This window comes from Acinetobacter sp. ANC_7504, from assembly GCF_056779995.1.
On sequence record NZ_JBWYIZ010000005.1, the window covers coordinates 89,354 to 113,089 of the forward strand.

The window sequence follows — 23,736 nt, forward strand, 5'->3', positions numbered from 1 at the left end:
AATGCTATAAAAGCAATCTAGGTATCAAGCTAAGTGCTTAATCTGTGTGAGCGCTATATTAGGGATATAACACTCATGCGTCAATAAAAAATTTAATTAAGCTTCATCAACTGCATCATTTTTCGGCAATTTTAAGCTTTCATTCAATTTTTCCCATACTTTAAGCTCTTTTTTACTTGGACCGCCAACGATTTCGAGTGCATGACGCAGGCGAGCAAAAGTCAAATCAGGACCAATCGTCACCATGGTTTGCATCACTGGCGTTGAAGCAGTAGAACCCGCAATGGCAATAAAGAACGCAGGCATAAAGTCACGTAATTTAATTTCCATTTGTGCAGCTAAATCCATTAGCGTTTGGCTAACAGTGTCATTATTCCAAGTAAATAAGCTTTCTAAGCGCCAAATTGCAAATTGTAGGCTTTGACGAACTTGCTCTTCAGATAACTTTTTACTTTCGAATTGTGCTTTAGACAGTGTAGGGAAGTGATTAAAATAATGTGCTGACCAATTCACTGCTTCAGACAATAGGTTAATACGTGGTTGAATTGCCGCTGCAATTTCTTCTAACTTGGCACGATCTGCCTTCCACGCCAATAAAGTATCTAAAAGCTCAGCAGGGCTAAGTGCTTTGATCCATTGCCCGTTTAACCAATTGAGTTTTTCTACATCGAAAATTGGACCCCCAAGCGATACACGTTGGATGTCAAAATTCTCGATCATCTCAGCCAAATTGAACTTTTCGCGTTCATCTGGCATTGACCAACCCATACGACCCAAATAGTTTAATAATGCTTCTGGTAATACACCGATATCTTTGTAGTAATTGATTGAAGTTGGGTTTTTACGTTTAGATAGTTTTGATTTATCAGGGTTACGTAAAAGTGGCATGTGGCAAAGCACTGGCATTTCCCAACCAAAATATTGATAAAGCAATTGGTGTTTAGGAGCAGATGGAATCCATTCTTCACCACGAATCACGTGAGTGATTTCCATTAAATGGTCATCAACAACGTTTGCTAAGTGGTAAGTTGGTAGGCCATCGGTTTTCAGCAGAATTTGCATATCAACTTGTGCCCATGGGATTTCTACTTCACCACGCAGTAAGTCATTAAATTTACAAATCCCTTCTTCAGGTACTTTCATGCGAATAACATGCGGTTCGCCAGCCGCTAAACGTCTTTCAACTTCTTCTGGCGTATGTTTTAGACCACGACCATCATAACGAGGAGATTCACCACGTGCTTGTTGTTCTGCACGCATTTGATCTAATTCTTCAGCAGTGGCAAAACAATAGAATGCATGACCTTTTTCAACCAGTTCTAACGCATATTTTTTATAAATATCCATACGTTCAGATTGACGATATGGCGCATGAGGGCCACCCACATCTGGACCTTCTGACCAATTTAAACCTAACCAGCGCAATGAATCGAGAATCATTTTTTCTGATTCAGGTGTTGAACGGAGTTGGTCTGTATCTTCAATACGTAAGATAAATTCACCGCCATGCTGTTGAGCAAAGCATAGGTTAAATAATGCGATATAAGCAGTACCTACATGGGGGAAACCTGTAGGAGATGGTGCAATACGAGTACGAACTGTCATAGCCAGAAAAAGTTATCAAATAAAAATTGGTTTTATTATAGCAAAAAGCCCAGTGGCTTAATGATTAATTCATTAAATCGGACTGGGCTAAATTTGGCTCAATTGGGGAGATTGAGAAAAATGGTGCTTAAGATGTGTGCTGAGGAAATAAACTTTGTAAAAAACGCGAAAACTGTTGGTGTTGCGATGCTAGGAAGTTTTGCGTTGGAGCATTCTTAATAGAGGTGATCACTTTAATCTGATCCATCTCTGAAGAAGGTTTGTTCTCAGCACGTTCACGTTTTTGTTGAGTCAATGCGCGTTCGATAGGTGTTAAAGACTTTTCAGCAACACTAGAGTTTTGTAGTGATTTAGCAGGGTTTTGTAACGCTGCTGCATGTGTCTGGCTCATACCAAAAACACATAAAGTTAAGCTTAACGCTTGTAAATAGCACAAATTCATTTCAATTTTCCCCTATTTTGAATTTATTGTAAGAGTAATTAGGTTTACATTTTAAACATAAAATTCACAAAAGTACAAATTCATCACACTTTCTTACAATTTGTTATTCAACAATCCTTAAGTTACTCAACCTGTAGCTGAAATAAATTTTGCCTCTTTTTATCAATAAAATATGGAGATTTGGTGAAGATATGATGTTATGCGGTAAATTTTAAAGAGAGTATAAGTGATAAAAATGCAATTCATATGAAGAAAATGTATATAAAATTTAGATATTTACAATGATTTAATTCGTCTATTGAAAACATTGTGACTGAAGTAAATAAAAAATATAGTGCAATTCATAAATGTAATAAAAAAGAGATTTTAATGAATAAGCACTTTTTCAATAAATTATTGGGCACAATGAGTATTGGGGCATTGTTGTTCAGTATGACTGCACAGGCGAATACATCATTTTTAAATGTTTCTTATGATCCCACTCGCGAATTTTATCAAGAATATAACCAAAGTTTCGGTGAGTTTTGGAAAAAACGTACTGGTCAAGACGTGCAATTTAAGCAATCTCATGGTGGATCTGGGAAACAAGCACGTGCTGTAGCAACAGGATTACAAGCAGATGTTGTGACCTTGGCACTTGCAAATGATATTGAAGAAATTGTAAAAGCAGGTTATATCAATAAAAATTGGCAAAAAGAATTTCCCAATAATTCAGCACCCTATACATCTACCATTGTTTTTTTAGTAAAAAAGGGCAATCCAAAAAATATCAAAGACTGGAGTGATTTAGTCAAACCAGGTGTTGAGATCATTACCCCGAACCCAAAAACAGGTGGTGCGCCACGATGGATTTATTTATCTGCATGGGGCTATGCACTTAAACAGCCTGCCGGAAATGATGCCAAAGCTCGTGAGTTAGTCAAACGATTATACAAAAATGTCAAAGTGTTAGATTCAGGAGCCCGTGGATCACTCACGACTTTTGCTGAACGTGGAATTGGTGATGTTTTACTGTCTTGGGAAAATGAAGCGCTCTTAGCGACGCAAGGTTTGGGGCAAGATAAATTTGAAATTATTTATCCATCAATTTCAATTCTAGCTGAGCCTTCTGTTGCCATCGTAGATAAAACCGTAGATAGAAATGGGAATCGTAATCTCGCAAAAGGATATCTTAACTATCTGTATTCACCTTTGGGGCAGGAATTAGCTGCTAAACATAATTTTCGACCACGTAATGAAAAAATCGCAGCTAAATACAGTACTAAATTTCCAAAGGTACAATTATTTACCATCGATAAAGTATTTGGTGGTTGGGCGAAAGCGCAGCAAACGCACTTTGTAAATGGCGCTATTTACGACCAAATTTCAGCAGAAAAATAATCTATTTTTAGAACTTATGTGAATGGATAGCGATATGCTATCCATTTTTAATTATAAGAAATCCATAAAATACTATATATTTGAATATAGACTGTATTTAAGATGATTTATGAATTAATTCATAATCTTGAAAGAAAAATGGTAGCAATATAACGTAAATCACATGTCCAAATTAAATTGATGAATATGATTTTATTTCATATATTTAGATTAATTATGTATATCTAGATTTTTTGACTATGAAAACTCAATTTAAAGCCTTGCTTACAGCGGGCTTACTCGCAACAGGTTTATCGTTCAGCGTATCTTCTCAAGCAGCACAACGTGATTTCCTGAATGTATCTTATGATGCGACTCGTGAATTTTATGATGAGTTTAATCAGTCATTTGGTCAATATTGGCAGTCAAGAACTGGAGTGAAAGTCAACTTTAAACAATCTCATGGTGGCTCAGGTAAACAAGCACGCTCTGTGGTTGATGGCTTGAAAGGCGACGTTGTCACTTTGGCTTTGGCAAATGATATTGAAGAGATCGTGAAATCGGGTCAAATCAATAAAGGATGGCAAAAAGAGTTCCCTTATAACTCTGCACCTTATACATCAACCATTGTTTTTATGGTGCGTAAAGGTAACCCTAAAAAAATTCAGGATTGGCAAGATCTTGTTAAGCCGGGTGTAGAAATCATCACACCAAACCCTAAAACAGGTGGACTACCACGCTGGGTATATTTATCAGCTTGGGGTTATGCACTCAAACAACCAGGTGGTAATGAAGCGAAAGCAAAAGACTTTGTTGGCAAGATGTACCATAACGTCAAAGTGATGGACTCTGCGGCGCGCGCTTCTATGACGACATTTGCTGAGCGTAAAATTGGCGATGTGTTGCTCACTTGGGAAAATGAAGCACTGGTCACTCAAAAAGCCTTGGGCAAAGATCAGTTTGATATTGTTTATCCATCTATTTCTATTTTGACAGAGCCTTCTGTTGCCATCGTTGATCGTACTGTAGATAAAAATGGCAATAAATGGTTGGCAACTGGCTATATCAACTATTTATATTCACCATTAGGTCAGGAGATGGCTGCTAAGCATTTCTATCGTCCGCGTAATGCTGAAGTGTTAGCAAAATACTCAAAACAATTTCCTAAGTTAAAAACATTCACCATTGATGAGGTTTTCGGTGGTTGGGCAAAAGCACAACAAGCACATTTTGTGAATGGTGCGATTTTTGATCAGATTTATAACAGTCGTCGTTAATATACTGAAGTAATTGAAAATTAATAAAAAAGCCTCCAAGTGAGGCTTTTTTATTTGAACATTCCAGTGAATGAAACGGTTTTGCCTATAGAAAGTAAAATTTACCTACAAAAAGTCGTTTGGAGCTTTATTAAAACAAGGTAATAATGTGCAGTTAAATTTTTAGATGTTCTGAAACGTTATTATGTCGCATATTTCTGTATTACTTCATGAAACTGTAGATGCCCTATTGGGTGGGCGTAATACAGGGATTTATGTAGATGGCACCTTTGGTCGAGGAGGTCATACTCGACTTCTCTTGTCCAAATTAGATGAACATTCTCGTGTCTATGCCTTTGATAAAGATCCGCAGGCTTTGGCTGTGGCTGCTCAGTTAGAACAAGAAGATCCAAGATTTACCATTATTCATGCAAGTTTTGCAGATATTAAAACAGCCTTAAATCAACGTGGTGTTGAAACTGTGGATGGTGTTATGGCAGATTTGGGTGTGTCATCGCCACAACTTGATCAGGCCGAACGTGGTTTCAGCTTTATGAAAGACGGTCCATTGGATATGCGAATGGACAACTCTCAAGGCCTAACTGCAGCGCAATGGTTGGTTGAAGTTGATGAAGAGCATTTAGCGAATATTATTTTTCAATATGGTGAAGAAAGATATAGCCGCCGCATTGCGAAAGCGATTAAAGCAGCAGGTTATATTGAGAGTACAAGTCAATTGGCTGAAATTGTAAAAGTTGCCCATCCGAAATGGGAAAAGAATAAGCATGCTGCGACACGTACATTCCAAGCAATTCGAATTGAAATCAATAAAGAATTAGAAGATGTGCATGCTTTTTTACCTGAAGCACTGGATATGCTTCATAATGGAGGTCGATTAGCGGTCATCAGTTTCCATTCCTTAGAAGATCGAATTATTAAACAATTTATTCAAAAAGAGTCGACTTTAGCTGAGGATGATGGTTGGGGCTTACCTCAGAAACCTAAAGAAACTCGTCGTTTGAAAAAAATTGATCGCGTACGTGCGAGTGAAGAAGAAGTGAAACAAAATCCGCGTTCTAGAAGTGCTTGGTTGCGAGTTGCAGAGCGAATAAATTTTAAAGGCGAATAATGAAAAAGGAAAAAGATGTAGAACAACAGGAACCTGTAGCAACGCCCTTGGTGCGAAAAAAAATACTGATCTATAGCATTTTAACCGCTATGGTCATGGTGAGCGCATTTATGGTGGTCTATCAGGTCTATTCTTATCGTCAAGATTTTCGTGAATTTAATACGCATATGCGTGAGCTTGAAGACATTAATGCTGAATGGGGTCGTCTACTTATTGAGCAACAGACATTTGGAGCGACTGCACAGATTGGGACACGTGCAGTGACACAATTACGTATGTATTCACCACCAACATCACAGACTGTGGTGATTTCACTTCCTGCTGAAACCGCGAAAAATCAATAGGCACGCTGAATGGTTGATAAAAGCAAAACAAAACAAACACGTAAAAAACAGCAGCCCATTACACAGAAAAGAACCGTTGCTGTAGATATGTGGCGTTTCTATTTAATGTGGGGCTTAGTCCTGACATTTTTTGTGGTATTGGTTGCACGTGCCTTTTATGTTCAAATTGTGAATAAAGACTTTTTGCAAAATAAAGCCAACGCAAAAATTTTACGTACTGAAAAATTAAGTGCGATGCGAGGGGTTATTAGCGACCGTAATGGCGTTCCCTTGGCAATTAGTACACCAATTATGAAGGTGGTGATTGATCCTCAACATTATTTTGAAACTAAAGCAACTTTTGATGAAATTACTGAAGAGTTAAAAAAGAATCCAACCAGTCGAAAATTAAAAAATCAGTTACCACAGGAAAACCTGAATTTAGATGAGCTAGCAGATGCAGTTGGGCTGGATCGAGCTGACCTCAAAAAGCGTGTTCAAGATCGAGCTCGTTCACGTTATTTAGTATTGAAAAAAGAAGTACCACCTGCTCAAGCGGCTCTGTTAGCACAACGCAATTTTGCTGGCGTATATTCTGAAAAATCATATAAACGTTATTACCCACAACCACAACCCAACTCTCAAATCATTGGTTTAACCAATACCGAGGGAACAGGGATTGAAGGTTTGGAGATGCAGCTGAATAAGCGGCTTGCAGGGGTCAATGGCGAACAGAAAATTGTACGTGATAAGCATGGTAACCGTGTTCAAGTTCCAGAAGTTATTAAAGAAGTTGAAGCTGGGGAAAATATTACACTGAGTATTGACTCTCGACTGCAATACATTATGTATCGAGAGCTTACCGCGGTGGGTGTGGCAAATAATGCACGTTCTGCTACAGCAATTGCGGTCGATGTCAAAACCGGTGAAATTCTAGCGATGACCAGTTGGCCGTCGTATAACCCGAATGATAAAAAAAGTTTATCCAATAAAGATGCAATGCGAAATCGCGGTGCAGTTGATTCGTTTGAACCAGGTTCGACGATGAAACCATTAACGGTGGCGATGGCGCTTGAAAGTGGTAAGTACACTGCAAACTCAGTCGTTAATACCACGCCAGGGTCGATGCGTGTCGGTAATCATACGATTCGTGATACACATAATTATGGAGCGCTTACTTTAGGTGGCATTATTCAAAAATCCTCCAACGTAGGTGTAGCGAAAATTGCCTTATCTTTGCCTTATCCGACTTTACCAACGTTCTATAAGCGTCTTGGTTTTGGACAGCGTTCGGCTGTCAAATTCCCTGGTGAAAGTCCAGGTCTGATCTTACCGCCAAGTAAATGGAATATTTCAGAAGTTGCAACCATGTCCTATGGATATGGTCTTAATGCCACGGTACTACAATTGGCAGACGCTTATGCCATGTTGGCAAACAAAGGGAAGAAAGTTCCTTTAAGTTTGTACAAGTTGGATGAAGCTCCTCAAGGTGAACAAATGATTGATCCTAAAATTGCGGATCAAGTCTTGTTAATGATGGAGACAGCAACATTACCAGGCGGTACAGCGACTCGTGCTCAAATACCAGGTTATCGCGTTGCAGGTAAAACGGGTACAGCACACAAATTACGTGCTGACCGTAAAGGTTATTCGACCAATGAATATCGAGCTTTATTTGCAGGTGTTGCACCTGTAAGTGATCCACGTTTGGCGATGGTCGTCGTGGTCGAAAATCCAAAAGGCACATATTACGGTGGTACTGTCTCAGCACCTGTTTTCGCAAAAGTAATGCAGGAATCGCTGAGACTATTAAACGTACCATTGGATAAACCCTTAGATACTCCAAAATCCATTCCATAGGTGATGAATGTCGATTACATTTCAACAAATCTACGCTGTAGATCATCCAGCAGAATGGATGCAACAAGCATTTAATGGCTTCCAATTAGATAGTCGTAAAGTTGAAGCGGGACAAGTGTTTATTGCTTTGACTAGTCTTTCTCAACCTGAAAAAACTGCAGAGTATGCACAGAAGGCATTAGATCTTGGTGCTTTGGCTATTATTTCAGAACAAGACTTAGGTTTAACGCCAAGTTTGATCGTTCCGAATGTGCGTATGCTCATGGGACAATGGCAGAAAGATTATTTGCAACAGACACAGCCAGTAAATCCACTTCGAGTATTGGCTGTCACGGGAACCAATGGTAAAACGACCATTTCAAGGCTTGTTGCAGAGCTACTGATGTTAAGTAAGTACCCATGTGCTGTGATGGGGACGACAGGGAATGGGATTTTGCCCCACCTTGAAGCATCTACACATACCACGTTAGATGCATTGCATATGCAAAATCAATTGCATGCTTATGCTCAGCAGGGGGCTAAGTTTGCTGCTATTGAAGCCAGCTCCCATGGTCTTGAACAGGGGCGTCTCAATGGAACGCCAATTGAAGTTGCAGCTTACAGTAATTTAAGTCGCGATCATTTGGATTATCACAAGACTTTAGAGGCCTATGCTGAGGCAAAATCACGCTTATTTCAGTTTGAGAGTCTTAAAGTTGCAATTATCAATATCGATGATGCTTACGCAAATATCATGCTCAAAGCGGCGGAGCAAAATCCAGCAAAACCTAAAATTTTGACTTATTCCACCACTCGACCCGCGGATTACCATGTTGAAGAGATTCAATATAGTTTAGACGGTGTTCATTTTAAATTGGTGACCAAGACCCAAAGCTATTTAGTGCATAGTCCGTTATTAGGTCACTTTAATATTGAAAATGTCGTTGCGAGCTTAATCTCTGTTGAACAGGCGGGTTTAGATTTATCTCAGTTAGTCGCTTTAGTTCCTCAGTTAAAAGGCGCGCCAGGGCGTATGCAAGTATTGCGTGATCGAGATCGTTTGTTTGTCGTGGATTATGCCCACACTCCTGATGCATTAATTCAGGTTCTTCAAACATTAAAACGTCATATTTCACAGCAATTGTGGGCTGTGTTTGGGTGCGGTGGTGATCGTGATCGCGGTAAACGACCATTAATGACACAGGCTGCTTTAGATCATGCAGATGTTGTATTGCTTACCTCAGATAATCCACGTACTGAAAACCCAGAACAAATTTTTGCTGACATGAAGGCTGGAATTGAATTTTCGAACAGAGAGGTTCATGAAATTCATGATCGTCGTGAAGCGATTAAGTTTGTAGTGAAAACAGCAAAAGCAGGTGACATTGTTGTGATTGCAGGCAAAGGCCACGAAAATTATCAAGAGATTGATGGTGTTCGTCATTGGTTTGATGATGTGGTAGAAGTCCAAGCAGCCATTAAGGGTCAGCATGCGACTGAGCCAGCATCTTATCCAGCAGACTAAGGAATCATTATGCACACATCTACTACAAGTACTGCGACACTTGTCCCATGGACTTTGTCTGATCTTGTTGCCGCAACTCAAGGGTATTGGTTGAATGATAAAAAACCGACTGGAGAAGTAAAGCGTATTTTGACAGATTCACGTCATGCGGAGTTGGGGGATGCTTTTTTAGCCTTGAAAGGTGAGCGTTTTGATGCGCATGACTTTGTTCAACAAGTGGCTGAAAAAGGCTGTCAGATTGCGATTGTTGAGCGGCCTTTAGATATCGATATTTATCAGTTGGTGGTAACAGATACGAGATTAGCATTAGGTATGCTTGGTGCATTTCGTCGCGCTCAGCATACGCAATTAAAAGTTATAGCGCTGACTGGTAGTAGTGGCAAAACGACGACTAAAGAAATGCTTGGTAGTATTCTTGCTCGCAAAGCACCGACATTGATCACGCGAGGTAATCTCAATAATGATCTGGGTGTGCCTATGATGCTATTGGAGCTTCGACCAGATCATGAATATGCAGTGATGGAGCTCGGAGCTAGTCATCAAGGAGAAATTGACTATACCTCGCAGCTTGTTCAACCTCATGTTGCGGGTATTATTAATATCGGTACGGCTCATCTTGGTGAGTTCGGTGGGCGTGACGGAATTTGTAAAGCTAAATCTGAAATCTATGGTCATGTTTCAGAAACTTCGATCGTGCCAGCAGCTGATGATTATATAGACCAGATCCGTCAAAGTGTAAAAACAACAAAAACCTTAAGTTTTGGAGAAGGTGGCGATGTCTATGCTTCAGATATTCAGCTGAATCCAAAAAGTGCTCAATTTAAATTACATACGCCTGTAGGTGTCCAACCCGTGGATTTACCTTTTGCTGGTGAGCATAATGTTCAAAATGCTTTGGCAGCTGCTGCATTTGCATTGTCATTAAATATCAGCTTGGATGATATTGTCACGGGTTTAGAACAAGCTGTGGGTGCAAAGGGGCGTTTGAATTTTATTCAAAAAAATGATTTTTTATTTATCGATGATACATACAATGCCAATCCGACGTCGATGCGTGCAGCGGGTGAAGTGCTTGCACAGCAAGAAGGTATTCGTGTCATGGTGATTGGGGATATTGGTGAGTTAGGTCCGACTGCTGCTCAACAACATTATTTACTCGGGCGAGATTTGGTTTCGATTCGCGGACTCAACTTTGTCGTTGCTGTTGGTGAGTTTGCACCAGCAACACAGGAAGGCGCACGTAGTACTCAGTACGGGAAAAAGTTACAAGCTTTCCTCAATCAAGAGCAAGCTCTACCATTTTTAATTAGTCTAATCGAAACACATCAACCGCAAAAAATGAGTTTCTTATTCAAAGGTTCTCGTTATACCCATATGGAAACGTTGATGGCAGATTTGATGGAGAAACTCTAAATGCTGTTATGGTTATTTGAACAACTTTCCGGCTATCACAGCTCGTTCCAAGTGGTTCGTTATTTAACATTACGTGCGCTGCTCAGTGTCTTGACAGCACTCACGATAGGCCTAGTTCTTGGTCCTGTTATGATCCGTAAGTTACAAGCTTTAAAATATGGCCAAGCGGTAAGTTCTTTCGCTCCGGAAAACCATGCCAAAAAAATGGGAACACCAACCATGGGTGGTCTCCTTATTTTGCTTTCTATTGGGATTTCAACTTTACTTTGGGCAGACCTTTCAAACCCTTATGTTTGGATTGTGCTTGGCGTGATGGTGATATTTGGTGCCGTAGGTTGGGCTGATGACTGGATTAAAATCCGTTATAAAGACAATGCAGGTTTGCCAGCGCGTAAGAAGTTTTTTTGGACATCTGTCGCTTCTTTGGGTGCAGGGATATCACTCTACGTAATTGCGACTCAGCAAACTAATCCTGTACACACTGCGAATATGTTGGATTTGCTGATCCCTTTCTTTAAAGATCTTACAATTCCTTTATCGGTAATCCCTTTAGGGATCGGTTTTATCATATTCACTTATTTAGTGATTAACGGTGCGTCGAATGCTGTTAACCTGACTGACGGTTTAGATGGTCTTGCAATTATGCCAATTGTATTGGTTGCGGCGGGCCTAGGGGTGTTTGCTTATTTGGCGGGTGATGTTCGTTTTGCAAATTATTTACATATTCCCTATGTGAAATATTCATCTGAACTCGTTGTTATTTGTGCTGCAATGATAGGTGCAGGTTTAGCATTCCTTTGGTATAACGCGCATCCTGCACAAGTATTTATGGGAGATGTTGGTGCCTTGTCGCTTGGAGCGATGTTGGGAACTATTGCGGTGATGGTACGTCAGGAAATTGTATTTGCAATTATGGCGGGTGTATTTGTAGTCGAAGCAGTTTCTGTATTCTTACAAATCGGTTCGCTTCGTATGCGAAATAAACGTGTTTTCCTTATGGCGCCGTTACATCATCACTATGAAAAGAAAGGATGGCGTGAAACACAGGTGGTCATCCGTTTCTGGATTATCACAATTATGCTGGTAGTTTTAGGTCTAATGACCTTAAAATTGCGCTAAGCAAGAATCAAATGAGATCAAGTCGGCTTATGCCGGCTTTTTTCATCGCTAAAATTTTTTGGAGAAAATGATGAATCTGTTGATGTGTCCTGTTTGTCGCGAGGCATTGGCGCTTGAGGGGAAAACATGGCGCTGCAAGAGTAATCATAGTTACGATATTGCAAAGCAAGGTTATGTGAATTTGCATGTCGTACAGCATAAACATAGTAAAAATCCTGGGGATACCCCCGAGTCTGTTCAAGCTAGACGGTCATTTTTATCAGCGGGATTCTATGCGCCATTACAGCAAGCTGTCGTTGCTAAAATACGAGAATTACGTATTGAAAATCTTCTAGATATTGGTTGCGGTGAAGGATATTACACCAATGCAATGGAAGCTGAAGCGATACAAGTTGTAGGGGTAGATATTGCTAAAACTGCAGTTCAGGTAGCAGCAAAATTAAATCAAAATGTCACTTGGGTTGTGGGTACGGGGGCTGTGTTGCCTGTTTTAAGCGAGACTATCGATTTATGTACCAGTTTATTTAGTCCTATTCCCGAGGCGGAAATATTACGTGTATTAAAACCATCGGGGTATTTAATGGTTGTTACCCCAGGTCCACAACATTTATATAAAATGCGAGAAGCACTATTTGAAGAAGTTAAGGCACATGAGCCACATAAATTTGTAGAGCAGTTGAGCGAGCACTTTGAGTTAATTGATGAAAGCTTAATTCAGGCACCATTGGTGTTGAACCAAAATGACCTAAAGTGTCTTATCGAAATGACGCCATATGCTTATAAGGCCAAGCCTGAACGGCGTGAGAAATTAGAGCAAGTTGAAAAATTTGAACTGAGTGCAGAGTTTCAGATCTATATTTTAAAAAAGAAAAGTTAAAAGAAGCCCTCTTTTAGAGGGCATTATTTTGGTTATTGAACTTGATCAATCAAATTTTCGATTGAATCTCGTTTAACTTGTGGTGTTGAATTCATATCCGGTGGTGTCGACGACGTCGGAGTTAACGGTTGATCGGTATCTGGTAGATCATCAAAATCGCGATCATTCGTTGGTGCTACCACTGGAGCAGGGCGATAAATTGGACGAGCTAAAGGTGGAGTTTTATCTTTTTGCTCATGGTTTAATGTATGTACACGACCACGTTGTTCTCGAGTTAAAGGAGCTTTTGCATTTTTATCTAAACTTACCCAAGCATATGGTGTATTGGCAAGCGACTTCTCCATAAAGTCACTCCAAATTGGAAGAGCAGCGATACCCCCATATTCACGACGACCTAGCGTAGTCGGTTGGTCGAAACCTACCCATGAAACTGCGACTAGATTGCCGTTAAAGCCAGCGAACCAAGCATCTTTTGCATCATTGGTTGTTCCTGTTTTACCTCCTAAATCACCACGACCAATTTTTAATGCTGCGCGACCAGTACCATGCTGAATTACGTCTCGTAAAATATTCGCCATATCAAATGCTGAACTGGATTTTAAAATTCGATGTGCTTGACGATATTGGCTACGCTCTTCATCGGTTAAAGTGGGTTGCTTATCCTCTAAAGACTGATTGGTAACTTCAATAATTTCGTCGTCTGGTGTTGTTGCTTCAGCAGAGGTTGTATCTTGCTTCTGAGATTTAATACATGAAATACATGCGTATTCAGGATTGGCTTGATAAATCACTTTGCCGTAAGCATCCTCAATACGGCTAATGAAGTGAGGTTGCACGCGGAAACCGCCATTGGCAATTGCGGCATAGCCTGTTGCCATTTGAACAGGGAGTACTTGAGGTGTTCCTAATGCAATCGTGTAGTTACGTGGAATCTGATCATCTTGCAAACCAAAATCCATAAACAATTGGCGAGTACGTTCTAGACCGACTGTTTGTAAAAGGCGAACAGAGACAGTATTACGTGACAAATATAAAGCCCGACGTAATGGAATCATCCCCAGATAGCGCCCATCAGAATTGCGTGGTGACCATTTACCAATGGTAATGGGATTATCACTAACCATGGTATGCGGTGTCATACCTCGTTCAAGTGCAAGCGAGTAGACAAATGGTTTGATAATAGAGCCAGGTTGACGCCAACCTTGCAGTGCACGGTTAAATTTCGATTGATAAAAATTATATCCACCAACGATCGCGACAATGGAACCATCATTTGGGTTAAGTGCAATTAACTGACCTTGTACACGAGGCACCTGTACCAAGGACCACATACTACGATTTTGATTTGGACGTAGACGAACAATATCTTTGACTTTTACAATTTGTGAGGCATTGCTAGGTGCACCACCCACACTATTGGCATTGCGATAGCTTCTCGCCCAAGACATGCCAGACCAAGGAACAGTGACTGATGAACCATCTTGTAAAGTTGCTTCAAAAGAATTACTTAAAACTTTAGTGACTTCAGCAGGGTAGGTGTTTGCAAATGGTACAAAGTCTTTTAAGGGTTTGTCATGGGCTTCTGGGCCACGCCATCCATGACGACGGTCATAACTTTCTAAACCAATACGAACTGCTTCTTCGGCAAAGGCTTGACGATTGTAATCAATAGTGGTGTAAACCTTATATCCTGAATCGATCGCGAGATCGCCAAATTTTTTGACGAGTTCAGAACGAACCATTTCACCGACATAAGGGAATTTATTGTTAATACCGCGATCAGGCATGTCCAAAGCGATAGGCTCTGATACTGCATCTTCATATTCAATTTGACTAATATAACCCAACTGTAGCATACGACCTAAAATCCAATTGCGACGTTCTAACGCACGTTCAGGATTGGCCACAGGATTATACTTAGAGGGTGCTTTAGGTAATCCTGCAATCATTGCCATTTGGGCAATTGAAAGATCGTCTAAATTCTTGTTGTAATAAATTTTTGCTGCTGCGGCGATGCCATAAGCATTTTTACCGAGGAAAATTTTATTGACGTAGAGAGTAAGAATTTCTTCTTTAGATAATTTTTGTTCAATTTTACGTGCTAAGAAAATTTCGGTGAGTTTGCGCTTGAGAGTCCGTTCTGGTGTTAAATAATAGTTTTTAGCCACCTGCATGGTAATTGTAGAACCACCAGTTTGAATGTCAGAACCCGTGATCGATTCACTGACTGCACGTCCTAAACTTTTAAAACTAATACCGCTATGCTCAAAAAAAGAAGAGTCTTCTGCAGCTAAAAAAGCATGAATAAAATCTTGTGGGATTTGCTCATATTCAACTGGAACAGAAAGTTTGCCACCATATTCTGCGATTAATTGGTTATCTGCTGTATAAACTTGCAGCGGTTTTAATAATGGAGCCTTCTTAAAAGCAGTCATCTCTGGCAAAGATGGTGCAATATAGAGATACATTCCATAAAAGCCCATTGGAATTGTGACTAAGATAATGATAATCAGCAAAAAAAAAGGGTGAATCTGTCCACAACAAGATAGCTTTTTCATAACAAGTAAGTTTTAATAGGTGCTAAAGGCAAACTAATAGAAGGTCAGTATAGCTTCTCATTTAACAGAATGTTAGTTGAGTTATTATATCCGCAAAAAAATTAGACCAAGTGTAGTTAGTTTGTATTGTGCTGTTGTTGGGGACAAAAAAATAATAGGAATTGCATTGTGCTTAGACTATATCGTAAGCCAAATAAGGGGTTAGTGGGGGTAGATGTTAGTTCGACCTCTGTTAAGCTATTAGAGCTATCAGTTAAAAACGGTCGCTATTGGGTTGAAAGTTACGGGTTAAGTCCATTGGTTGATGGGAGTGTTGTTGAAAAAAACATCCTCAATCAGGATAACGTGGCTGATGCTTTAGAGCGCGCGATTAATATTGCAAATCCGCAATCAACGAATGCTGCTTTTGCAGTGCCTACGTCTATGGTGATTCACAAGGTCATCGAGATGGATGCCGACATGAGCGATGATGAGCGTGAAGTTCAGATTCGTATGGATGCTGAGCAATATATACCATTCCCACTTGACGAAGTCAGTTTAGACTTTGAAGTGCTTCCTGAGCGATTAAACAATCCAAACAGAGTGAACGTTTTACTCGTTGCGACACGTACTGAAAACGTGGACTCTCGTATTGAAGTATTGGATTTGGTCGGGCTTACCCCAAAAGTTGCCGATGTTGAAAGCTATGCACTGGAACGTAGTTTTGAAGTCTTTGCAGATACATTGCCGATTGGTGCAAATCTTGTTGGTGTTCTTGATATTGGTCATACCATGACGACTTTATCCGTTATGCAAAATGGCAAAATTATTTACACGCGCGAACAAGTGTTTGGCGGTAAGCAATTGACTCAAGATGTGCAAAATCGTTATGGCTTATCTTATGATGAAGCTGGGCGTGCTAAAAAAGACAACACCTTACCAGATGACTTTGAAACAGAAGTTTTAATGCCATTCCTTGATGCAGTGATTCAACAAGCAGCGCGTTCATTACAGTTCTTTTTCTCTTCTTCTCAATTTAACGAGATTGATCATATTTTATTGGCGGGTGGTAATGCCAATATCCCAGGTCTTGCAAAAATGATGCAACAAAAATTGGGATATCGCGTCACTATTGCTAATCCATTTTTACAAATGGGCTTTTCTCCTCAAATCGACCTGAAAAAAATAGAAAATGATGCACCATCATTATTGGTGGCGTGTGGCTTGGCATTGAGGAGTTTTGATTAATGGCTAAAATTAATTTACTCCCTTGGCGCGAAGAGCTAAGAGAACAGCGAAAAAAGCAATTTGTTTATATCTGTATCGCAGTGGTATTACTTGCGATTTTATCGGTTTTAGCAGCTTGGTTCTTCTTGAATCATAAATTGCAAGACCAAGAACAAGCAAACCAACTTATTGTAAGCACCAATCAAAGTTTAGACGTTCAATTAAAATCCTTGGAAGGATTGCAAGAACGTCGAAATGCAGTGATTGAGCGGATGAAACTGATTCAAGGTCTTGAAGGTCAACGACCTGTTACTGTGCGTTTAGTAGATGAATTGGTACGTGTTGTTCCTGAAACAGTGTATCTGACGAAATTTACCCGTACTGGTAATAAATTTACCATCGAAGGTAAAGCTGAAAGTCCGAATGCGGTAGCAGAGTTATTACGTGGTTTAGAAGCTTCCCAGTGGTACCGAAATGCATTTATGAATTCATTCTTGGCTGCGCCAGAAGTGAAGGAAAAAGCACCAAGTTCGGTAATCCCTCGAGTTGAAGAGTCTTACGGTACATTTATCGTGACTGTCGACTTGGGTACAATTGCTCAACCGACATCAGAGATGGACGCGAATAATGTGGGAGGTGCACCATGAGTCGTAATGATTTAAATGATTTTGATTCAGATGTCACTGTACCTAAAAAGAAGTCCATGACTGTTGAAAAGTTCTTTCAGCAATTTAATACTTTGGACTCCAATAACTACGGTAGTTGGCCACTGTCTGTAAAAATTACCTGTTGGATTTTTATTTTCCTATTTGTTTGTGCTATTGGTTACTTTTTGGTGATTAAACCAAAACTTGAATCCATTGATCTTGCTAAAGCACAAGAGGCAAATTTACTGACAGAGTTTAAAGAAAAGGATTCTAAGCTCCGTAATTTGCAGCAATACCAAGCACAGTTGCAACAAATGGAAATGAATTTCAATGAGCAATTACAACAATTGCCAAAAGAAACAGAAATTCCAAGTTTAGTTGAGGACATCAACTTAACAGGTGTGAATTCAGGGCTCAAATTTAAAAATATCCGTCTCGAAAATGAAGTGGCTCAAGAATTCTTCATTGAGCAGCCAATTTCGATAGAAACGACAGGTGATTATCATTCATTTGGGCGTTTTGTGAGTGGAATTGCGTCTTTACCGCGTATCGTGACCTTACATGATTTTGTGATTACAGCGACGCCAAGTACAGATAAAAAATCTGATATTCCACTGATCAATTATTCATTAAAAGCCAAAACATATCGTTATGTTGCATCGACTGAAGATACGGTAGGTTCAGCGGTTGTTCCACCAGCTGATATGCCAGCAGGAGGACAATAATGAAATCATTTAAGCTTTTGTGCGGATTAATTATTGCAACGACTTTGGTGGGATGTGATTCGCGTATTGATGCGGTCAATCAAGAAATGGCGAATATTCGTAGCCAGCCGCCTTTACCCATAGAACCGGCACCTGTATTTAATCCAGTTCCAAACTTTCTTTACTCGGCACATCAACTTCGAAGTCCATTCTTGCCAAACTCATTGGCAACAGAGCTAAGAATCATGTCGGGTAAACGTGTTTATCCTAATTTTAATCGTCAACCACAGCCTTTAGAAAGCTATGCATTGGAAACGTTAAACTTCAAAGGAAGTTTAAAACGTAACAATGGCCAGATTCTCGCTTTGATTCAAACCCCTGATGGTGAGATTGAGCGTGTGCAACGTGGTAATTACATGGGGATGAACCAAGGGCGCATCGTGAAGATAACGCCGACTCAAATCGATCTGATTGAAATTGTTTCAGATGGTCGAGATGGTTATATCGAAAGACCGAGAAGCTTAGTGTTGCTTGGGCCTGTTGGTTAAGACGAGTTAAGGAATAACAATGAAAAAGAGTATGCAAAATTTTTGGGGTGGGGATCGACAGTATATGAACCGTTTTCTTCGTCAATTCGCTATGACCACTGTTTCTATAGCTGTTATGCAGGCAGCGGCGGCTAAAACTACGATGACCAATATTGTGCCTTTGCAGGTGCCAGGTCAAGGAACAGAAATCCGTGTCATGTTTAACGGATTACCTCCACAGCCACAGTCGTATCAATTGGAAAATCCATCTCGACTCGTTTTGGATTTTATGCAGGCAGGTCAAACACTGGCGAATACTAAAATACCTGTGTCGACCACTGAAGCAAACTCAGTGGAAGTCATTTCTAATGATCAGCGTTCACGGTTAACTGTCAATTTAACGCAGAAGGGGAGCTACACGACACGTGTTGAAGGCAATACCTTTATTTTAAAAATAAATAATCCAAACTCTGCGAAAGTGGCAACACCAGCGGCGCCAGAGGTTACACAAGCCAAAGCAGCAGAACCAGCGCCTAAAACAAGTGTTTTAAAGCCAGTCATACGTCCTAATCTGACGAATAACGTTACACCTGTTGCGGCTACAACTGTGGCAACGACACCTGTAACGCCAACACCTGTGATTCCTGTTGCAGCACAGCAGGTATTGAAACCAACTGCACCAACGCCTACGGTTTTAAGACCTGCCGCTCCACCTGCACCAGTGGTTCGTCAGCAAGTTGCAGCACCTGTACCACCTCCAGTAGCTCCTGTTTATCAGCAGCCTGTTGCGTATACACCGCCAGCACCTGTCGCTTATCAAGCAGTACAACAAGGACTGCAAGATATTGGTTTTGAGCGCGGTAGTGCAGGTGAGGGACAAGTTGTACTGAATTTAAAAACAGCAGATACACCAGTAGATGTACAACAGCAAGGTAGCAAAGTTGTGGTGCGTTTCCTCGGTAACAAAATTCCATCGCATTTGGTGCGCCGTTTAAACGTTAATGATTTTGCCACGCCTGTCTCTACAGTAGACGCTTATAATGATAAATCGAATGGTGTAATTTCCATTCAGTCGAGTGGTAGCTTCGAATATATGGCTTATCAAACAGATGGTAAGTTAACGATCAGTTTAAAACGCCCAGAAGAGAAAAAAGGCTTAAGCAGCCAAAATCGTACACCTAAATATACAGGTAACAAGATTTCTCTCGACTTCCAAGACATTGAAGTGCGCCGCGTATTACAATTGTTGGCTGATTTTACCGGCATTAATATGGTGACTTCGGATTCAGTTCAAGGGAATATTACATTACGCTTAAAAGATGTGCCTTGGGATCAAGCGCTTGATATTGTAATGAAAACCAAGAACTTGGATAAGCGTCGCAACGGAAACGTGATTTGGATTGCACCTGTTCCAGAATTGATTAAAGCCGAAGAAGAAGAGGCGAAAGCCATTGCACAAAGTGTGAAATTAGCACCATTACAAACCGAATATATTCAATTGAGCTATGCCAAAGTTGAAGATATTGAAAAGTTGATTACTGAAGGTCGTAACAGCCGTTCATCCAATGGTAATAATACAAACTCAACAACTGACCCATTGGGGGACAGTGTCGGGTCATTATTAAGTCCACGTGGTACAGTTTCAATTGATCCACGCACTAATACATTGATCATTAATGATACAGTTCAAAAAATTGATCAAATTCGCAAGATGATTGATTTATTGGATGTTTCTGTAAAACAAGTCATGATCGAAGCTCGTATTGTACGCGCGACAACAGATTTCACTAAAGAAATGGGTGTGAAATGGGGGGTAGTATCGAAAGGTGTTGCAACCAATAATGATCTTTTGGTTGGTGGTAGTGATCAAACGCTGTGGGATTTAAAATCACCAAGTGAGGATGGTCGTTATAATATTCAACGTCCTGATAACTTAAATGTGGATTTAGGTGTGGCTGGGGCTGCAGGTAAAATTGCATTTGGTTTAATCAATATGTCTGATTTTATGCTGGACCTTGAGTTGTCGGCACTACAAGCTGATGGCTACGGTGAAGTTATTTCTACCCCTAAAGTTCTCACTGCTGATAAGCAACAAGCGAAAGTTGCTTCAGGTCAGGAAATCCCTTACCAAACCACTGAAACTGCAGGTGGTGCTGCAACGGCGACGACTTCCTTTAAAGAAGCGTTGTTAAGCTTAGAGGTAACACCAAGTATTACGCCTGATGGTAAAATTCAAATGAAATTGAACATTACCAGTGATTCACCAGCAGGTTATGCACAGAATGGGGAAATCATTTTGAATAAAAATCAAATTGATACCAATGTGCTTGTGAACAACGGTGAAACTGTGGTGCTAGGTGGTATTTTCGAGCAAGAAACGATTTTTAACCAAACCAAGGTGCCTTTCTTTGGTGATATTCCTGCTGTTGGTCGTCTATTCCGAAAAGACAGTAAAACAGAGAATAAGCGTGAGTTATTAATCTTTGTGACACCAAGAATTGTTAATGACAGGCAAACTAGAAACAATTAATATAGTTTCAATGAAAGCAATTCAATAGGTGACTCCTTGCCAAGCAAAGAGTTTGAAACCCTACCGAATATTTATTTGGTAGGGCCCATGGGAGCTGGTAAAACAACCGTTGGTCGACATCTTGCAGATTTACTTCATCGAGAGTTTCTTGATAGTGATCATGAGATAGAAAGAAAAACTGGGGCGACCATCCCATGGATTTTTGAGAAAGAGGGTGAACAGGGATTCAGACATCGTGAATCACTGGTAATTGATGATTTAACATCAAAACAAAATTTAGTTGTTGCGACGGGTGGCGGTGCAGTTACTCAGTCGATTAATCGATCTTATCTAAAAGATCGAGGTATTGTGATTTACCTTTATACTCCCGTAGAAATACAACTTCAAAGAACCTACCGTGATAAAAATCGACCTTTATTACAAGTCGAAAATCCTGAACAGAAATTACGTGAATTATTGAATATTCGTGATCCGCTGTATCGTGAAGTTGCACATCATATTATTGAAACGAATCAAGGCGCAGCGCGTGATTTGGCACAACGTATTCTTAATGTGATTGTCGCAAAAGAATTGAATTAAATTTGTTTTATTGGCTTATAACATCATGCAAACCTTATTCGTTGAACTCGGTGAACGCCGTTATCCTATTTTCATTGGTAGTGATTTAGATCCGCAACAATTACTTGAACCCTATATTCATGGGCAACAGGTCATGATTGTCACCAATGAAACGGTTAAACCGTTGTATTTAGATCACTATGTATCAGCTGTGAAAGGTTTAGGTAAAAAAGTTGGGACATGTGTTCTACCTGATGGTGAATGTTATAAAAATATTGAACATTTGAATTTAATTTTTGATGCCTTGCTTGAGGCAGGATTTAACCGCGATTGTACAGTGCTTGCCTTGGGTGGAGGGGTGATTGGTGACATGGCTGGATTTGCATCAGCTTGTTTCCAACGCGGAGTGTATTTTATTCAAGTCCCGACCACGCTGCTATCGCAAGTCGATTCGAGCGTTGGCGGTAAAACTGGAATCAACCACTCATTAGGCAAAAACATGATTGGCGCATTCCAGCAGCCACAGGTCGTACTTGCGGATATGGCGCAACTTAAAACATTGCCTGAGCGTGAGTTATCAGCAGGTTTGGCTGAAGTCATTAAGTATGCCCTATTAGGAGATGTTGATTTTCTTGCATGGCTTGAGGAAAACATGGATGGACTCGTTGCCCAACATCCAGAATTACTTGCTGAAGCAGTCTACCGCTCTTGTGCACACAAAGCGCGAATTGTGGCCAATGACGAGAAAGAACAGGGTGAGCGTGCATTACTGAATTTAGGTCATACCTTTGGACATGCAATTGAATCTTATCTGGGATATGGTGAGTGGTTACATGGTGAGGCTGTGGCGACGGGAATGGTGATGGCGGCAGATTTATCTTATTTAATGGGGTGGATCACAGAAGCTGACCTTGAACGTACAAAAATTATCATTCAACGTGCGAAATTACCGATAAAATGTCCTCAAATTCCACTTGATGAATTTTTGGCATATATGTCTCATGACAAAAAAGTCCTGAATGGTCAATTACGTTTAGTGCTCTTGAAGTCGCTAGGGCAAGCAGTAATTACCAAAGAGTTTGATGTGGAATTAATGAAACAAGCGATTTTACGTAATCAAGCATAATCTTAGGTTTTCTCATGACGGTACGCCACTCATCCCCACGCACAGCGCAACAATATATTTGGTTGATCGGTGGCATACTGTTTTTAGTCGCATCTTTTGTATTCTGGATTTTGACTGATAGCAAAGAGTTGGTTACTCAGTCTAAGCAAATTGAAGAAACTCAAGTCCAGATTCAACCTGAAAAGGTGGCAGCAACAAATTATTTGGGCGGGCTGACTGATCAAGTGCGACCTTTGGAATTAACTGCGCGTAAAGTGGCTTCAGGAAACCATTTGCCTGAATTTAGAGGCACAAAGTTTATTCAAGACAATAAAAATAATTATTTTATCGAACTATTTCGCGTTACCAATGAAGATGTAATTAAAAGTTTTCTTAATAAGCAAACTGATCGTAAACCATACATTTATTTTCGTTTGAGTGGTGAGGATCAAGTTGAACAGTACATTTTGGGTTATGGGCTGTTTATGGGGGAAGGTGCTGCCAAGACAACTTTAAATGGATTGGATTTAAAGTTACCACCTTCTGTAGCGCCTAAAGTTGCTGGCTTTAATCAGTTTGTGGGTCAAGTCAATGACATGGGTTCTGAAGAACTAACAACTGCAAAATTATACGAAATTAAATTACGACCTGCAGCGGTACCATTGATTGATGAGTCATTGCTGGTTCGTCCTAAGCCAACCCCTGTGGCTGATCCTGCTAAGGCAACAACCAATGTGACTATTACAAGAAAAGATCAGTCAGGAAATGTGGTTGATGTGAGACGTTCGCAATCGAATGTTGACCCTATTTCGAGCGATAATTCAAAGAATAATACGGATAAACGGAATCAAGAGGCTCAAATTAGTGATCCATTTAATTAAAATGGTATAAAATGGCGCAAAATTAAACGAAAGCATAATAAATTTGCACATCATTGGTGCGATAAAGTGGTTCTAATTTGGTGCCTTTTCGGTTAATAATGACAAAATAATTGAAATAAAACGCTTGCACGGA

Annotated in this window: 19 protein-coding genes and 2 pseudogenes; 18 read left to right on the plus strand and 3 right to left on the minus strand. The window is 40.2% G+C overall.

Going from position 1 to position 23,736, the window contains the following annotated elements; translation table 11 throughout:
* Window positions 1-96: 96 nt before the first annotated feature.
* On the minus strand, window positions 97-1,605 hold the full coding sequence (gene gltX / locus AC1M9F_RS07590; RefSeq protein WP_481589160.1) for a glutamate--tRNA ligase: 1,509 nt from the start codon (window positions 1,603-1,605) through the stop codon (window positions 97-99).
* A 127-nt stretch (window positions 1,606-1,732) separates the two neighbouring features.
* The gene (locus AC1M9F_RS07595) at window positions 1,733-2,047 is read right to left on the minus strand and encodes a hypothetical protein (RefSeq protein WP_092767291.1); all 315 of its coding nucleotides are present in this window, start codon (window positions 2,045-2,047) and stop codon (window positions 1,733-1,735) included.
* A 405-nt stretch (window positions 2,048-2,452) separates the two neighbouring features.
* On the opposite strand from AC1M9F_RS07595, the gene AC1M9F_RS07600 reads away from it, so the two are divergent.
* The 9 genes from AC1M9F_RS07600 to AC1M9F_RS07640 all read left to right on the plus strand — a co-directional run bounded on the left by AC1M9F_RS07600 (window position 2,453) and on the right by AC1M9F_RS07640 (window position 12,887).
* Window positions 2,453-3,427 carry a sulfate ABC transporter substrate-binding protein gene (locus AC1M9F_RS07600; RefSeq protein WP_481597490.1) on the plus strand — a complete coding sequence of 325 codons (975 nt, stop codon included), beginning with the start codon at window positions 2,453-2,455 and terminating at the stop codon, window positions 3,425-3,427.
* Between the two features lie 239 nt (window positions 3,428-3,666).
* Entirely contained in the window at window positions 3,667-4,683 is a 1,017-nt protein-coding gene (locus AC1M9F_RS07605) for a sulfate ABC transporter substrate-binding protein (protein ID WP_481589159.1), read from the plus strand.
* Between the two features lie 184 nt (window positions 4,684-4,867).
* Complete coding sequence (gene rsmH / locus AC1M9F_RS07610; RefSeq protein WP_092767287.1) at window positions 4,868-5,791, plus strand: 16S rRNA (cytosine(1402)-N(4))-methyltransferase RsmH; 924 nt, start codon at window positions 4,868-4,870, stop codon at window positions 5,789-5,791.
* On the plus strand, window positions 5,791-6,135 hold the full coding sequence (ftsL, locus tag AC1M9F_RS07615; RefSeq protein WP_035263955.1) for a cell division protein FtsL: 345 nt from the start codon (window positions 5,791-5,793) through the stop codon (window positions 6,133-6,135). Before rsmH ends, ftsL begins: the two co-directional genes overlap by 1 nt.
* Before the next feature lie 9 nt (window positions 6,136-6,144).
* Window positions 6,145-7,974 (plus strand): penicillin-binding protein PBP3, encoded by a 1,830-nt coding sequence (gene ftsI / locus AC1M9F_RS07620; protein WP_035263956.1) that lies wholly within the window; start codon window positions 6,145-6,147, stop codon window positions 7,972-7,974.
* 7 nt (window positions 7,975-7,981) lie between these two features.
* The gene (locus AC1M9F_RS07625; protein WP_481597464.1) at window positions 7,982-9,478 is read left to right on the plus strand and encodes a UDP-N-acetylmuramoyl-L-alanyl-D-glutamate--2,6-diaminopimelate ligase; all 1,497 of its coding nucleotides are present in this window, start codon (window positions 7,982-7,984) and stop codon (window positions 9,476-9,478) included.
* 9 nt (window positions 9,479-9,487) lie between these two features.
* Entirely contained in the window at window positions 9,488-10,891 is a 1,404-nt protein-coding gene (locus tag AC1M9F_RS07630; protein ID WP_481597465.1) for a UDP-N-acetylmuramoyl-tripeptide--D-alanyl-D-alanine ligase, read from the plus strand.
* Window positions 10,892-12,010, plus strand: a complete 1,119-nt coding sequence (gene mraY / locus AC1M9F_RS07635) for a phospho-N-acetylmuramoyl-pentapeptide-transferase (protein WP_092767279.1) — start codon at window positions 10,892-10,894, stop codon at window positions 12,008-12,010.
* Window positions 12,011-12,080: 70 nt separating this feature from the next.
* Complete coding sequence (locus AC1M9F_RS07640; RefSeq protein ID WP_481597466.1) at window positions 12,081-12,887, plus strand: putative RNA methyltransferase; 807 nt, start codon at window positions 12,081-12,083, stop codon at window positions 12,885-12,887.
* A 32-nt stretch (window positions 12,888-12,919) separates the two neighbouring features.
* Here AC1M9F_RS07640 and ponA read toward each other — a convergent pair whose 3' ends face one another.
* Window positions 12,920-15,445 (minus strand): penicillin-binding protein PBP1a, encoded by a 2,526-nt coding sequence (gene ponA, locus AC1M9F_RS07645; protein ID WP_481597467.1) that lies wholly within the window; start codon window positions 15,443-15,445, stop codon window positions 12,920-12,922.
* 168 nt (window positions 15,446-15,613) lie between these two features.
* Between ponA and AC1M9F_RS07650 the strand changes: the two genes are divergently transcribed.
* From AC1M9F_RS07650 to AC1M9F_RS07690, 9 genes and pseudogenes are all read left to right on the plus strand, one after another.
* A complete protein-coding gene (locus AC1M9F_RS07650) occupies window positions 15,614-16,672 on the plus strand; it encodes a pilus assembly protein PilM (RefSeq protein WP_035263966.1) in 1,059 nt (352 codons plus the stop codon).
* On the plus strand, window positions 16,672-17,298 hold the full coding sequence (locus AC1M9F_RS07655; RefSeq protein WP_481597468.1) for a PilN domain-containing protein: 627 nt from the start codon (window positions 16,672-16,674) through the stop codon (window positions 17,296-17,298). Before AC1M9F_RS07650 ends, AC1M9F_RS07655 begins: the two co-directional genes overlap by 1 nt.
* Window positions 17,295-18,023 carry a type IV pilus inner membrane component PilO gene (locus AC1M9F_RS07660; RefSeq protein WP_481597469.1) on the plus strand — a complete coding sequence of 243 codons (729 nt, stop codon included), beginning with the start codon at window positions 17,295-17,297 and terminating at the stop codon, window positions 18,021-18,023. The genes AC1M9F_RS07655 and AC1M9F_RS07660 overlap by 4 nt, the downstream gene beginning before the upstream one ends.
* The gene (locus AC1M9F_RS07665) at window positions 18,023-18,550 is read left to right on the plus strand and encodes a pilus assembly protein PilP (RefSeq protein WP_481589152.1); all 528 of its coding nucleotides are present in this window, start codon (window positions 18,023-18,025) and stop codon (window positions 18,548-18,550) included. Before AC1M9F_RS07660 ends, AC1M9F_RS07665 begins: the two co-directional genes overlap by 1 nt.
* A gap of 19 nt (window positions 18,551-18,569) precedes the next feature.
* Window positions 18,570-18,989, plus strand: a pseudogene (locus AC1M9F_RS07670) (AMIN domain-containing protein); the annotation flags it as partial.
* 339 nt (window positions 18,990-19,328) lie between these two features.
* Window positions 19,329-21,059: pseudogene (locus tag AC1M9F_RS07675) on the plus strand (type IV pilus secretin PilQ); the annotation flags it as partial.
* A 36-nt stretch (window positions 21,060-21,095) separates the two neighbouring features.
* Entirely contained in the window at window positions 21,096-21,638 is a 543-nt protein-coding gene (gene aroK / locus AC1M9F_RS07680; protein WP_035263975.1) for a shikimate kinase AroK, read from the plus strand.
* Between the two features lie 25 nt (window positions 21,639-21,663).
* A complete protein-coding gene (gene aroB / locus AC1M9F_RS07685) occupies window positions 21,664-22,743 on the plus strand; it encodes a 3-dehydroquinate synthase (RefSeq protein WP_481597470.1) in 1,080 nt (359 codons plus the stop codon).
* 14 nt (window positions 22,744-22,757) lie between these two features.
* Window positions 22,758-23,603, plus strand: coding sequence for a hypothetical protein (locus AC1M9F_RS07690; protein WP_035263987.1), 846 nt, complete (start codon window positions 22,758-22,760; stop codon window positions 23,601-23,603).
* Window positions 23,604-23,736: the final 133 nt, after the last annotated feature.

What these genes read in the sequence shown, in the direction of transcription:
- ftsI (WP_035263956.1), top strand. Translation starts at nt 6,145, where the DNA reads ATGGTTGATAAAAGCAAAACAAAACAAACACGTAAAAAACAGCAGCCC.
- AC1M9F_RS07640 (WP_481597466.1), top strand. Translation starts at nt 12,081, where the DNA reads ATGAATCTGTTGATGTGTCCTGTTTGTCGCGAGGCATTGGCGCTTGAG.
- AC1M9F_RS07665 (WP_481589152.1), top strand. Translation starts at nt 18,023, where the DNA reads ATGAAATCATTTAAGCTTTTGTGCGGATTAATTATTGCAACGACTTTG.
- ponA (WP_481597467.1), bottom strand. Translation starts at nt 15,445, where the DNA reads ATGAAAAAGCTATCTTGTTGTGGACAGATTCACCCTTTTTTTTTGCTG.
- AC1M9F_RS07690 (WP_035263987.1), top strand. Translation starts at nt 22,758, where the DNA reads ATGACGGTACGCCACTCATCCCCACGCACAGCGCAACAATATATTTGG.
- AC1M9F_RS07605 (WP_481589159.1), top strand. Translation starts at nt 3,667, where the DNA reads ATGAAAACTCAATTTAAAGCCTTGCTTACAGCGGGCTTACTCGCAACA.
- mraY (WP_092767279.1), top strand. Translation starts at nt 10,892, where the DNA reads ATGCTGTTATGGTTATTTGAACAACTTTCCGGCTATCACAGCTCGTTC.
- aroB (WP_481597470.1), top strand. Translation starts at nt 21,664, where the DNA reads ATGCAAACCTTATTCGTTGAACTCGGTGAACGCCGTTATCCTATTTTC.
- AC1M9F_RS07660 (WP_481597469.1), top strand. Translation starts at nt 17,295, where the DNA reads ATGAGTCGTAATGATTTAAATGATTTTGATTCAGATGTCACTGTACCT.
- AC1M9F_RS07625 (WP_481597464.1), top strand. Translation starts at nt 7,982, where the DNA reads ATGTCGATTACATTTCAACAAATCTACGCTGTAGATCATCCAGCAGAA.
- AC1M9F_RS07630 (WP_481597465.1), top strand. Translation starts at nt 9,488, where the DNA reads ATGCACACATCTACTACAAGTACTGCGACACTTGTCCCATGGACTTTG.
- rsmH (WP_092767287.1), top strand. Translation starts at nt 4,868, where the DNA reads ATGTCGCATATTTCTGTATTACTTCATGAAACTGTAGATGCCCTATTG.
- AC1M9F_RS07595 (WP_092767291.1), bottom strand. Translation starts at nt 2,047, where the DNA reads ATGAATTTGTGCTATTTACAAGCGTTAAGCTTAACTTTATGTGTTTTT.
- gltX (WP_481589160.1), bottom strand. Translation starts at nt 1,605, where the DNA reads ATGACAGTTCGTACTCGTATTGCACCATCTCCTACAGGTTTCCCCCAT.
- ftsL (WP_035263955.1), top strand. Translation starts at nt 5,791, where the DNA reads ATGAAAAAGGAAAAAGATGTAGAACAACAGGAACCTGTAGCAACGCCC.
- AC1M9F_RS07655 (WP_481597468.1), top strand. Translation starts at nt 16,672, where the DNA reads ATGGCTAAAATTAATTTACTCCCTTGGCGCGAAGAGCTAAGAGAACAG.
- AC1M9F_RS07600 (WP_481597490.1), top strand. Translation starts at nt 2,453, where the DNA reads ATGAGTATTGGGGCATTGTTGTTCAGTATGACTGCACAGGCGAATACA.